Annotated in this window: 10 protein-coding genes; 2 read left to right on the top strand and 8 right to left on the bottom strand. The window is 64.5% G+C overall.

All coding sequences use genetic code 11. The features are described from left to right. Window positions 1-237 precede the first annotated feature (237 nt). Window positions 238-1527: a glycine-betaine demethylase subunit GbcA gene (gbcA, locus tag V0R59_RS07490; protein ID WP_330077750.1), complete on the top strand. Its 1290-nt coding sequence runs from the start codon at window positions 238-240 to the stop codon at window positions 1525-1527. Between the two features lie 60 nt (window positions 1528-1587). Here the strand turns inward: gbcA and V0R59_RS07485 are convergent, their stop codons facing one another. From V0R59_RS07485 to V0R59_RS07450, 8 genes are all read right to left on the bottom strand, one after another. After that, on the bottom strand, window positions 1588-2406 hold the full coding sequence (locus tag V0R59_RS07485; RefSeq protein WP_330077751.1) for an RHS repeat-associated core domain-containing protein: 819 nt from the start codon (window positions 2404-2406) through the stop codon (window positions 1588-1590). Window positions 2407-2456: 50 nt separating this feature from the next. Beyond that, window positions 2457-3356 (bottom strand): RHS repeat-associated core domain-containing protein, encoded by a 900-nt coding sequence (locus tag V0R59_RS07480; RefSeq protein ID WP_330077752.1) that lies wholly within the window; start codon window positions 3354-3356, stop codon window positions 2457-2459. 687 nt (window positions 3357-4043) lie between these two features. Beyond that, on the bottom strand, window positions 4044-4814 hold the full coding sequence (gene etfB, locus V0R59_RS07475) for an electron transfer flavoprotein subunit beta (RefSeq protein ID WP_330077753.1): 771 nt from the start codon (window positions 4812-4814) through the stop codon (window positions 4044-4046). Between the two features lie 15 nt (window positions 4815-4829). After that, complete coding sequence (gene etfA, locus V0R59_RS07470) at window positions 4830-6053, bottom strand: electron transfer flavoprotein subunit alpha (protein WP_330077754.1); 1224 nt, start codon at window positions 6051-6053, stop codon at window positions 4830-4832. Further along, complete coding sequence (gene dgcB / locus V0R59_RS07465) at window positions 6053-7999, bottom strand: dimethylglycine demethylation protein DgcB (RefSeq protein ID WP_330077755.1); 1947 nt, start codon at window positions 7997-7999, stop codon at window positions 6053-6055. Before dgcB ends, etfA begins: the two co-directional genes overlap by 1 nt. Window positions 8000-8139: 140 nt before the next feature. Beyond that, window positions 8140-10200 carry a dimethylglycine demethylation protein DgcA gene (dgcA, locus tag V0R59_RS07460; protein WP_330077756.1) on the bottom strand — a complete coding sequence of 687 codons (2061 nt, stop codon included), beginning with the start codon at window positions 10198-10200 and terminating at the stop codon, window positions 8140-8142. Between the two features lie 17 nt (window positions 10201-10217). Next, window positions 10218-10748 carry a DUF5943 domain-containing protein gene (locus V0R59_RS07455; RefSeq protein ID WP_024776567.1) on the bottom strand — a complete coding sequence of 177 codons (531 nt, stop codon included), beginning with the start codon at window positions 10746-10748 and terminating at the stop codon, window positions 10218-10220. A gap of 76 nt (window positions 10749-10824) precedes the next feature. Continuing rightward, entirely contained in the window at window positions 10825-11802 is a 978-nt protein-coding gene (locus V0R59_RS07450) for a dipeptidase (protein ID WP_016497618.1), read from the bottom strand. 344 nt (window positions 11803-12146) lie between these two features. Here V0R59_RS07450 and V0R59_RS07445 point away from each other — a divergent pair, with 344 nt between their 5' ends. Then, entirely contained in the window at window positions 12147-12887 is a 741-nt protein-coding gene (locus V0R59_RS07445; protein ID WP_330077757.1) for a hypothetical protein, read from the top strand. The last annotated feature ends 12 nt before the right edge of the window (window positions 12888-12899 follow it).

Genomic DNA, 12899 nt, shown 5'->3' with positions numbered 1-12899 from the left:
GCTCGGGGAACGACCGCCTCACTTACCCATTCACGACATCGGCGTGCTTATCGCGACCAGCCCCTGACGGCAAGGGCTGGCGCGTCGGAAACGGATTCGACCATGTCGCCCATGGATATGGTTCGCGTCGCCGGCAATCGCACACTCCGTCGCAAATGATCCTGCAGAAATGCCTTGCGTCGCATAACAACGATTAGCCACTTTCGCCGGCCGCCAGAGGCCATGAGGAAACATACGATGGACACCACTACCCTGAGCCTGGGCGACCCGCTGGAACCCGCACGCAAGGCCACCGCCGAGATGCTGCAGAACCGCGAGCGCACCTTCTCCCTGCCGCAGCCGTTCTACACCGACGAGCGCCTGTTCCAGATCGACATGGAAGAAATCTTCCACAAGGAATGGCTGATCGCCGGCATGACCTGCGAGATCCCGGCCAAGGGCAACTTCCTCACCCTGGAGATCGGCAAGAACCCGATCATGGTGGTGCGTGGTGCCGAGGGCCAGGTGCATGCCTTCCACAACGTCTGCCGCCACCGCGGCTCGCGCCTGTGCACCAGCGACAAGGGCAAGGTGGCCAAGCTGGTCTGCCCGTACCACCAGTGGACCTACGAGCTGGACGGCCGCCTGCTGTTCGCCGGCACCGAAATGGGCGCCGACTTCGACATGAAGCAGTACGGCCTGAAACCGGTGCACGTGAAGGTCGCCGGCGGCTACATCTTCATCAGCCTGGCGCAGAACCCGCCGGCCATCGACGAGTTCCTCGCCACCCTGGCGCACTACATGGAACCGTACGACATGGAGAACGCCAAGGTCGCGGTGCAGACCACCCTGATGGAAAAGGCCAACTGGAAGCTGGTGCTGGAGAACAACCGCGAGTGCTACCACTGCAGCGGTTCGCACCCGGAACTGCTCAACACCCTGCTGGAGTGGGACGACACCAACGACCCGCGTGCCACCCAGTCGTTCAAGGACCACGTGGCCGCCTCCGCCGCCGCCTGGGACGCCGAGAAGATCCCGTACCTGCACAAGAGCCACGGCCTGCGTAACCGCATCGTGCGCATGCCGCTGCTCAAGGGCACCGTGTCCATGACCATGGACGGCAAGCAGGCCTGCGCCAAGCTGATGGGTCGCATCCAGAACCCCGACCTCGGCTCGATGCGCATCCTGCACCTGCCGCACTCGTGGAACCACTGCATGGGCGACCACATGATCGTCTTCACCGTGTGGCCGATCAGCGCCCAGGAAACCAAGGTCACCACCAAGTGGCTGGTGCGCAAGGATGCCGTCGAAGGCGTCGACTACGACCCGCAGCGCATGCGCGAAGTGTGGGACGCCACCAACGACCAGGACCGTCGCCTGGCCGAGGAAAACCAGCGCGGCATCAACTCCACCGCCTACCAGCCAGGGCCTTATTCCAAGACCTACGAGTTCGGCGTGGTCAACTTCATCGACTGGTACAGCCAGCGGGTGCTGAACAACCTGGGGGCAGAGCCGGCGCCTTATCTGAAGGATGTTTCGGCGCAGTAATCGGTGATCGGTGCCGGAACCCAGCCCAAGCGCTGGGTTCCGGCATTTGCGCATGTCGGTTCAGAGCCAAATCTCAGGAGTGGTCACCCGTATCTTCGGCGGCGGTAGTATTTGCCGGGATGTCCCGGGCCGTGGCGACGGCGGACGCAGGGCATGACTCTTTGGCGAGCGAATCTCTTGCATCTGCAGACTCGGCGCGCGGTCCAGTTGCCTTGTCGCTGGCCCCATCCGGAAACTTTCCGGCACCCGGGGCGGAGTCATCGTGGCATCGCGAACAGCCCGCTTGCCATGGAGGAACTCGGCCCATTTCCGGGGCTGGCCGGACGGGACATTCTTGGGCGCAGCAAACGCCGCGCCCTTCACCAGCAGAACGCCGAGGCTGACGGTCATGGCGGCATACATCAGGCCGCTCAGCGCCTCACTCTGCGGATCCTTGGCGCTGACCGCAGTCGCGGCGATGCCGATCACCGAACCCAGCATCCCGGCTCCGGTGGCGTAGGCGTTGAGCCCGCCAATCGGCGTTGCCATGTCCGGTTTCATGTCGACAAATCGGGCCCGCCTGCCTCCTGGAGCACCCCGAGCCAGCCAGTGGGGCATCAGCAGCGTTGCCACGCCGACTATCTGCACCAACGCATGCAGCACGTACGTCATCTCATGGAGGCCTTCGCCGCTGCGGCCTGTCGGATCAGTGAAATTGAGCGGATCGCCCTGGCAGTAGGCATAGGCGTTCAAGCCGCCCGCGCCGAAGGGGCTGAGGTCGTCGGGACAATGGAAGCGCATCAGCAGCGGGCTGTAGACCCTGCGGCCATGGCCCAGGTGGTACCAGTCCTGTGGGGGCTCTCGCAGTTGGCCATTGAAGCCGAGGCTCGATGAAGGCATGCGTAGTGACACTGCGGCGGCACAGGGAGCAGGGACTGACGAGCGCCGGTTCATGACAGCTTCGCCATCGTGTAAAGCATGCTGTCGCGACGCGGGGGCTGACGGATATTCCCGGCAATCGTCGGCAGTTCCGGCATCACCGATTGCTGGCTGCTGGCCGACGTGGTCGATTTTATGCTCGCCATCGAATCCGACCGTGCCTTCGTCATGTGCCCAGGCAAGGCGGACTTCGGTGAAACCGTGTTCGAGCGGGAAGACATCTGCTGCGAGCGCGCAACCGAACTCGCCGGGGAAGGCACCGGCGATGAAGAAGTCGCGCGGCTCTGGATTGGGCTCCCAGGCTGGGAAGTCGGCGCGACGTACCGGGTTTCGGCCGCAGGACCATGCATCCCGTGCTGGGCTCTCAGTCTTTGCTGGTTGAAACGCTCATTCCGGGTTCCCTTCCAGGCGAGCCCGACGCGCCACCAGGCAGCAACCGACGAGATCGCGGTACCTACCCACATGATGTACTTGGCTTCCGGGTTGCCTAGCAGTTGTTCGACGGCCCCATAGGCGCCCACCATGGCACCGGCAGCACCCACGTAGGTCGCGTGTAGCGCGGGGCCCCTCTGCATGGCCGGCGCCGAACTACCGATCCCCAGGGCAGCGACACCGAACAACCCGACGTTAAGCACTAACGCCAGCATGGGCATGACGTGCTCCTCCCAGCGCCCGCTGGGGTCGACCCGGTTGACCGGATCTCCTGAGCAATAGGCATAGGCATTCAAGCCGCCCCGATCGAAGGGGCTCCAGTGATCCGGGCTGTGGAAGCGCATCAGCGCGGGGTTGTAGGCCCGATAACCATTGCCCGGGAGGTAGCAGCCCGAGGGTTCGAGCAGCTGGCCATTGAACGCGACACTGGCAGTACCTGACGCGTGTCGAGCAGTCCGATCAGCGAGCGATGTGGCCATGTGGACCTCACGGGAAAAGTACTCCGGTCACCTTACCCCCCGTCCCAGGACTCCACTACTGGCAGATTTATCAGGTAGCCCGGTGTAGCTGTACGTTTTTTGCTCAACCCCTGGATATCCCCGTATTCATTGACTGCGGACGGCTTCGCAAACACTTTATCCACAGCCGGGCCCACAGCTACTGTGGGAAACCGTTGTGGAAAACCGCCGCAGCTCAATGGTCTTCGCTGCGCCGAGCGTTGATCGTTTTTTAATCAAAGCTCTGTAGCCCTTTGAATTCAAGGCTCATGGATGTTGGCGAACACCTTATCCACAAAGGGGCCAACAGACTTTGTGCGAAACTTTTCAGGCTCGTTTCCGTGGTGTGGATAAGCACGTTAAACCAGCGAATTACCGGGCTTTCCTGATCTCGGAAAAGAAAATAAAGTGCATCTGATCGTTTTTTGCACAAAACTCATAACTAGTTGTTTTATATAGATTTAACAAACAACCAAACAGTTTATCCACAAAGCCGCAAACAGAGATTGTGGGCAACTGGGCCGTATATTCTCTGACGCAAGCGCAAAACTACCGATGCCAACACTGGACAAATTTCGATCAAATGCACGAAAGCCTTGCAGAGCAAGGCTTCCAGAGGGTGGCAAACATTTTATCCACAGAACCGCCAACAGACTTTGTGCAAAACCCTCAGCGCAACACGCCCTCTTCCATCAACAGCTTGAGAATCGCCTCGGCGCCCGCCTGTGGACTGACATCCTTGAGCACCTGGCCGCCACCACCGCTGGCCTTGGCGGTGGCTGCCTTCATGCGGTCTGCACCGCTCTTCGCCTTGATCACCTTGAGGCGCTTGGGACGAGGCTTGGCGGGCAACAGCTCGGCGCTGGCGAACAGTTCGTCGTCGACGATCTCGACCTCGCGGGCCGCCAGCACGCCACGGCGGGCCGGGCCGAACGCGCTCTGCCGTGGCTTCGGCGCGGCGTTATCCACAGAGGCGAGGAACGGCAGGCGCACCTTGAGCCGGCGCCGTTGCCCGCGGGGCAGCGCCTGGAGCACCTGGGCCGTGCCGTTGTCGATGGATTCCACCTCGGCCAGGCCCACCACCAGCGGCCAGCCCAGGCGTTCGGCCAGCAGGAACGGCAACATGCCCGAGCCCTCCCCGGTTTCCGCCTGGCTGCCGGTGAGTACCAGCTGCGCCCCGGCCTCGCGCAGGTAGTCGCCGAGCACGCCGAGCACATCGGCGCCGGCGGGTTGTTCCAGCACGTCGAGCTGGGCCAGGCCCATGCCGAGGTAGCCGCGCAGGGCTTCCTCGTGCGGGTCGCCGGCATGCAGCACCTGCAGTTGTTCGCCGGCCAGCTGCAGGCCCAGTTCTACCGCGCGGGCGTCCTGTTCGGCGCGGCGGCTGCGCCCCGAGGTGGGGTGGGCGCCGACCGATACCAGGCTGATGACCTTCGTGTTCATGCTTGTCCCCTGCCCTTATGCCGCATCGCGCCTGGCGCCATTGCGGAAGTTGTCCACAGCCTCGATCAGCGCCTGCAGGATCGCCGCGCTGTCGCCGATCACCGAAAGGTCGGCGCGCTTGATCATGTCGCAGCCCGGGTCCATGTTGATCGCCACCACCTTGTCGCAGGCACCGATGCCCTGCAGGTGCTGGATCGCCCCGGAAATGCCCACCGCCACATAGACCCGCGCGGTGACCCAGGTACCGGTGGCGCCGACCTGGCGGTTGCGCGGCATGAAGCCGTCGTCCACCGCCACCCGCGAGGCGCCTTCGGTGGCGCCGAGGGCTGCGGTGGCGCGGTGGAACAGTTCCCAGTCCTTGACCCCGTTGCCGCCGGAGACGATGAACTCGGCTTCGGCCATGGCGATGGCGGCCGGGTCCACGGCCACCGGGCCGAGGTCCCCGATCCGCGACAGGCTGCGCGCAACGCCTGTGGACAACTCCACCGGCAGGGCTTCGTGACGGGTTTCGCTGACCGGGTCGGCACACTCGGCGGCGGCCAGGATCAGCCGCGGCAGGTTGCGCACCAGGTCCTGCTGGCCGGCACCGGCGCGGCCACTGCTGATGCCGTCCTTGACCTGCCAGACCCGCGTCGCCGGGCGTTCGCCCAGGGCCGCAGCGAAGCGCCGGCCCAGTTCGCCGCCACCGGTGCGGCTGTCCGGCAGCAGCCAGTGGCGTGGGGAAAACTGGTTATCCACAGCCCGCAGCCCCTGCACCCGTTGCTCCGGTGCATAACCCTCGAACTGCTCGCCTTCGATCACCAACAGGCGATCGACGCCGTTGCCGGCGAAGTTGCTTTCCTTGTGCTCGCCGAACACCACGGCCAGCACCGCACCGTCGCTGCCGGCGAGGCTGTGGGCCAGGCCGAGCAGGTCGCGGTCGTGGCTGCTCAGGCGGCCGCCGACCATGTCCGGAACCACGGCGATGTAGAACGCCGGCGCCGTGACCTGGTGCAGCGGCAACTGCACCTCGGCCGCCGCGCTGCGCTTGCCGCTGCTGCCGCCTTGCTGGGCGCCGCTGCGGTCGATGCGCTTGATCCCGTTCGGGCCGATGAAGCCCACGGCATGGGGGTTCTTGCGGATGACGCCGTTGGGCCCCATCCAGCTGTCCTGCTGCACCTGCATGGCCGCATGCAGCGGGTGCAGGCGGTTACGCGCGATCCACTCGGCGCGCGGGTCGCGGCGGATAATGTCGCTCATCAGTGCACCTCCGCGGGTTCACGTTTGCTCACGGCCGGTTTGCTCGGCGCCGGGGTTTCCAGCAGGGCGTCGGCCACCAGTTCGGCCAGGTCCTTGATCAGCGGACGCGGTTCGACCACGCCTTCGAGCATCGCCGTGCACTGTGGACAACCTACCGCCACCACTTCGGCGCCGGTCTCGCGGATGTCCTCCATGCGCATGTCGGGGATACGCTGCTTGCCGGGGATATCGGTGATCGGCGCGCCGCCGCCGCCGCCACAGCAGCGTGAGCGGAAGCCCGAGCGTTCCATTTCCTTGACCTCGATGCCGAGGGCGCGCAGCACCTGGCGCGGCGCCTCGTACTCGCCGTTGTAGCGACCGAGGTAGCACGGATCGTGGTAGGTCACGCTGCCGCCCTTGTGCGCGTCGAGGCTCAGCTTGCCGGCGTCCAGCAGCTCGGCGATGTAGGTACTGTGGTGCTGCACCAGGTACTCGCCGCCGAAGGCGCCGTATTCGTTCTTCAGCACATGGAAGCTGTGCGGGTCGCAGGTGACGATGCGCTGGAAGCGGTACTTGCCCAGGGTCTGGATATTGCGCTTGGCCAGGGTCTGGAAGGTGGCTTCGTCACCCAGGCGCCGGGCGACGTCGCCGCTGTCGCGCTCTTCCAGGCCGAGCACGGCGAAGTCGACGCCGGAGGCTTTCAGCACCTTGACGAAGGAGCGCAGGGTGCGCTGGTTGCGCATGTCGAAGGCACCGTCGCCAACCCAGAACAGCACTTCGGTGGACTTCACCTCCGACAGCACTTTCAGGTTCAGGTCGGCGGCCCAGTTCATCCGCCCGCCGGGGTTGAAGCCGCCGGGGTTGTCGGTGGCGATCAGGTTGTCGAGGACTTCCGCGCCCTTGTTCGGCGTGGCGCCCTTTTCCAGGGTCAGGTGGCGACGCATGTCGACGATGGCATCGACGTGCTCGATCATCATCGGGCACTCCTCGACGCAGGCGCGGCAGGTGGTGCACGACCACAGGGTTTCGGCGTCCACCAGGCCGTTGACGATCGGCTGGTGCGGATGGCCGCCGTGCTCGCCGATCGGCTTGCCCGGATACGGGCTGCCGGCGAACTGCGCATCGGTGCCGCCAGCCAGGCCGATGACCATGTCCTGAATGAGCTTCTTCGGGTTCAGCGGCTGGCCCGCGGCGAAGGCCGGGCACATGGCTTCGCACTTGCCGCACTGCACGCAGGCATCGAAGCCGAGCAACTGGTTCCAGGTGAAGTCCTTGGGTTTTTCCACGCCCAGCGGTGCGGACGGGTCTTCCAGGTCCAGCGGCTTGAGGCCGGTGGAGCGGCCGCCGCCGAAGCGTTCGGCACGGCGGTGCCAGGCCAGGTGCAAGGCACCGGCGAAGGCGTGTTTCATCGGTCCGCCCCAGGTCATGCCGAGGAACAGCTCGGACACGCCCCAGACCACGCCCAGGCCCAGCAGGCCGACGATGAACCAGCCACCGAAGCCTTCGGGGAGGATGCCGGCCACCGGCAGGGTGGCGATGAAGAAGGTGGTGGAGAACACCAGCAGGCTTTTCGGCAGGCGCATCCACGGGCCTTTCGACAGGCGCGACGGCGGATCCAGGCGACGCTTGAAGACGAAGATCGCACCGCAGAACATCAGCACGGTGGCGGCCAGGAGGGCGTAGCCGAGGATCTGGCTGCGCAGGCCGAAGCCGTGGACCACGATGGCCAGCACGGCCGAGAGCACGAAGCCACCGGCGGTGGCCACGTGGGTCTTGGACATGTACTTGTCGCGTTCCACCACGTGGTGGAGGTCGACCAGGTAACGCCGCGGCATGGCCAGCAGGCCGGCCAGCAGGTTGACCGGCGACGGCCGGCCCTGGCGCCACATGCGCACGCGCCGCACCGCGCCGAGCACGGCCAGGCCGAGGGCGGTGAAGAGCAGGATGGGGAGGATAAGGTTCAGCATGGGAAGCTCCCACTGGGTTTGAGTTGGCGCGGACCCTGCAGGAGCGGGTTTACCCGCGATTGCGATGGTGCATCCACTACAGCAATCGCGGGTAAACCCGCTCCTACAAGGGCCGCGCCGCTCTCTCGATCAAGGTCCGATCAGAAGTCCTTGCACAGGCGCAAGGCGTCGTAGATCGCCGCATGGGTGTTGCGCTGCGCCACGCAGTCGCCGATGCGATACAGCAGGTAGCCCTCGCCGGCCTGGCCGAGGATCGGCTGCGGCTGGATGGCGAACAGCGCCTCGACGTCGATCTGGCCCTTGTTGCGCGAACCATCCTTGAGCGCGTAGTACAGCGCTTCGTCCGGCCGCACGCCGTTCTCGATCACCACCTGGTCGACCACCCGTTCTTCCTTGGCCCCGGTGTATTCGTTCTCCAGCACCGCCACCAGCTTGTCGCCCTCGCGGTAGACCTTTTCCAGCATCAGGTCGCCGGTCATGATCACTTCCTTGGGGTACATGCTGCGGTAGTAGGTCGGGAACGACGTGCCACCGATGGCCACGCCCGGCTTGATGTCGTCGGTGACGATCTCCACCTGGCTGCCCTTGTCGGCGATGAAGTCGGCCACCGACATGCCGGTGAACTCGCAGATGGTGTCGTATACCAGCACGTTCTTGCCCGGCGCGACCTTGCCGTCGAGCACGTCCCAGCTACTGACCACCAGCCCTTCGGCGGCGCCCCAGTGCTCGTTCTGCTCCATGAACGGGTGCCCGCCCACTGCCAGCACGACGATGTCCGGACGCAGGTCCATGATGGTGTCGGCGTCGGCGGCGGTGCCCAGGCGCAGGTCCACCTTCAGGCGCGCCAGCTCCAGCTGGTACCAGCGGGTGATACCGGCGATCTGGTCGCGCTGCGGCGCCTTGGCGGCGATGGTGATCTGCCCGCCGATCTGGTCCTTCTTCTCGAACAGGGTCACGTCGTGGCCACGTTCGGCGGCGACCCGCGCCGCTTCCATGCCGGCCGGGCCGGCACCGACGATCACCACCTTGCGTTTCGCCCCGGTGGATTTCTCGATGATATGCGGCACGCCCATGTATTCACGGGAGGTCGCGGCGTTCTGGATGCACAGTACGTCCAGGCCCTGGTACTGGCGGTCGATGCAGTAGTTGGCACCGACGCACTGCTTGATCTGGTCGACCTGGCCCATCTTGATCTTGGCGATCAGGTGCGGGTCGGCGATGTGCGCGCGGGTCATGCCGACCATGTCCACGTAGCCGCCTTCAAGGATGCGCGTGGCCTGGTTCGGATCCTTGATGTTCTGCGCGTGCAGCACCGGCGCCTTGACCACTTCCTTGATACCGGCGGCCAGGTGCAGGAACGGCTCCGGTGGATAACTCATGTTGGGGATGACGTTGGCCAGGGTGTTGTGGGTGTCGCAACCCGAGCCGATCACGCCGAAGAAATCGACCATGCCGGTGGCATCGTAGTACTTGGCGATTTCCTTCATGTCCTCGTGGCTGAGGCCATCGGGGTGGAATTCGTCACCGCAGATACGCATGCCGACGCAGAAATCCGGGCCGACCTCGGCGCGCACCGCCTTGAGCACTTCGAGGCCGAACTTCATGCGGCCCTCGAAGGTACCGCCCCATTCGTCGGTGCGCTTGTTGACCCGCGGGCTCCAGAACTGGTCGATCATGTGCTGGTGCACGGCCGACAGTTCCACGCCGTCCAGACCACCCTCTTTCGCCCGGCGAGCCGCCTGCGCGTAGTTGCCGATCACCCGCCAGATCTCTTCCGGCTCGATGGTCTTGCAGGTGGCGCGGTGCACCGGTTCGCGGATGCCCGACGGCGACATCAGGGTCGGCCAGTGGAAGCCGTCCCAGCGCGAGCGCCGGCCCATGTGGGTAATCTGGATCATGATCTTGGCGCCATGCTTGTGCATGGCGTCGGCGAGGTTCTGGAAGTGCGGGATGATGCGGTCGGTGGACAGGTTCACCGACGACCACCACTGCTGCGGGCTGTCGATGGCGACCACGGAGGAACCGCCGCAGATGGCCAGGCCGATGCCGCCCTTGGCCTTCTCTTCGTAGTACTTCACATAGCGCTCGGTGGTCATGCCGCCGTCGGTGGCATAGACCTCGGCGTGCGCGGTACTCAGCACGCGGTTGCGGATGGTCAGTTTGCCGATCTGGATCGGCTGGAACATAGCTTCGAACGCCATGGCGCGGGCTCCTCGACTTACAACGGCTTGACGATGAACAGGCCGTCGTCGTGGCCTTCTTCGGAACCGCCGTAAACCTGTTCGGCGACGGTACGGATGCTGCTGCCGCGGGCGGCGAGGATCTGGTCCATGGCGCCGGCGAACCAGCCGGTGAACATGTAGTCGACCTTGCGCCCGACCTTGCCGTAGACGTAGACGAACGCCGAGTGCTCAAGCTTGACGCTGCAGGTGCCCTTGTCGAGGTCGATGTCCTGGATCTTGAACAGGCCCCAGCCGCGCTGGGACAGGCGCTTCATGTAGTGTTCGAACACCGCCACGCCTTCCAGGCCGTGGCATTCGGCTTCCTTCTCGCACCAGTGCCAGGCGGACTTGTAGCCGGCCTTGTAGAGGATCTCGGCGTAGGCGTCGGCGCCCAGCACTTCCTCGATGCCCATGTGGTTGTTGACGAAGAAATGCCGCGGTACGTAGAGCATCGGCAGGGCGTCGCTGGTCCAGACACCGGTCTCGCTGTCGACTTCGATTGGCAATTGCGGGGCGATCTTGGCCATGGAAACTCAACTCCAGAAATTTTTGTTTGGCTGCCCCCGCCCTGATGCGGGGGTTGGAAAGAGAGGCTTCGGAGGCTTACTCGCCCCAGACATCCTTGAGAACGTTCACCCAGTTTTCGCCCATGATCTTGCGTACCACGCGCTCGGAATGGCCGCGCTTGAGCAGGGTCTCGGTGAGGTTGGGGAACTCGCCCACGGTGCGGATGCCCAGCGGGTTGATGATCTTGCCGAAGTTGGTCAGGCGACGGGCATAGCCCTTGTCGTGGGTCAGGTACTCGAAGAAGTCCTGGCCATGGCCCTGGGTGAAGTCGGTACCGATGCCGATGGCGTCTTCGCCGACGATGTTCATCGTGTACTCGATGGCTTCGGCGTAGTCGTCGATGGTGGAGTCGATGCCCTTGGCCAGGAACGGCGCGAACATGGTCACGCCGACGAAGCCGCCGTGGTCGGCGATGAACTTCAGCTCTTCGTCGGACTTGTTGCGCGGGTGTTCCTTGAGGCCCGAAGGCAGGCAGTGGGAGTAGCAGACCGGCTTCTTCGATTCGAGGATGACTTCCTCGGAAGTCTTGGAGCCCACGTGCGACAGGTCGCACATGATGCCGACGCGGTTCATCTCGGCGACGATCTCGCGACCGAAGCCGGACAGCCCGCCATCACGCTCGTAGCAGCCGGTACCCACCAGGTTCTGGGTGTTGTAGCACATCTGCACGATGCCCACGCCGAGCTGCTTGAACACGTCCACGTAGGCGATCTGGTCTTCGAACGCATGGGCGTTCTGGAAGCCGAAGAGGATGCCGGTCTTGCCCAGTTCCTTGGCCTTGCGGATATCGGCGGTGGTACGCACCGGCATCACCAGGTCGCTGTTGTCGCGGATCAGCTTCTGGCTGGCGGCGATCTGGTCGACGGTGGCCTTGAAGCCTTCCCAGACCGACACGGTGCAGTTGGCCGCGGTCAGGCCGCCCTTGCGCATGTCCTCGAACAGTTCGCGGTTCCATTTGGCGATGATCAGACCGTCGATAACGATACTGTCGGCGTGTAATTCGGCTGGGCTCATCAGGCAGTCCCCTTTTTTGGCATTCCCGCGCCGAATCGTCTGCCGGCGCTATTGGGGGTCAGCATATGCCTCGGGTGAATGTCGCCCCGATGCAAAAACGACAGGGGAATTGCCGAAAGCGTCAAAGGGCGACAAAGGGCCGTCGGGAGCGCGCCGCCGCCCCTGTGGGAGCGGGTTACCCGCGATGGCGTCCGGTCAGGCAACGGCGTTGTCAGTGCTGGCGCTATCGCGGGTAAACCCGCTCCCACAGGTCCCGTGCCGCAAGGCAAGGAAGGCTGTCCGCCTGCCGTTCGCCGGGAGACTCGCTAGTGTCGTCGCCTTCCCCCACGACAGGAGTCACCCCCATGAACGACACACTCGAATTCATCGCCAGCCTGGAACTGCCCGCAATCGGCCACCCGATCCTGCGCAGCCCGCCGGGCGGAGCGCCAGTCGCCGGCACCAGCGCCAGCGCAGCGCTCGTCGGCGAAAGCATCGTGTCCTTCGTTGCCGGCCTGGGCCAGCAGGCCCGCGAGGATGTCCTCAACAGCACCCTGCTGATGCAACTGGCGGCCAGCAAACGCTTCGACAAGGGCTCGCAACGGGAAGAATGGTTCACCTTCTACACCGAGGGCCTGGGCAAGCTGGGCTGGACCCTGTCGCGCCAGGAGATGGAACGCTACACGCCGCATCAGCAGGCCTTCACCATGGACGACGTGGTGCTGGACATCATGGAACACGTGGTCGGCGGCGCCAGCTTCACCTCCATCACCCGGCAGACCTTCGACTCGCTGCGCAAGCAGCCACGGTTGCTGGACCTGTTCCTCAGCCGCAGCAACAAGCATAACGTCGGCACCTTCCAGGTCATGCCGTGCACCCAGAACGCCGACGGCGACGTCACCATGCTGCTTAGCTGCGTGCAACTGATTCGCAACGCCAGCAACGATCACATCCTGTTCTTCACCTTCCAGAAGAACGACGTGATCATCTACCGCGCCGCCCAGACCTCGGTGCTCAACACCCAGGTCTACAGCCAGGTGCGCGAGGCGGTGATCGAAAAACTGGGACACAACGCCAACCAGTTCGTGACCAACCTGAGCCTATGATCCCGGGCCCCT

It is taken from the genome of Pseudomonas ulcerans (assembly GCF_036324125.1).
GTDB classification, from domain to species: Bacteria; Pseudomonadota; Gammaproteobacteria; order Pseudomonadales; family Pseudomonadaceae; genus Aquipseudomonas; species Aquipseudomonas ulcerans.
This window is presented reverse-complemented; position numbering and strand designations above follow the sequence as displayed.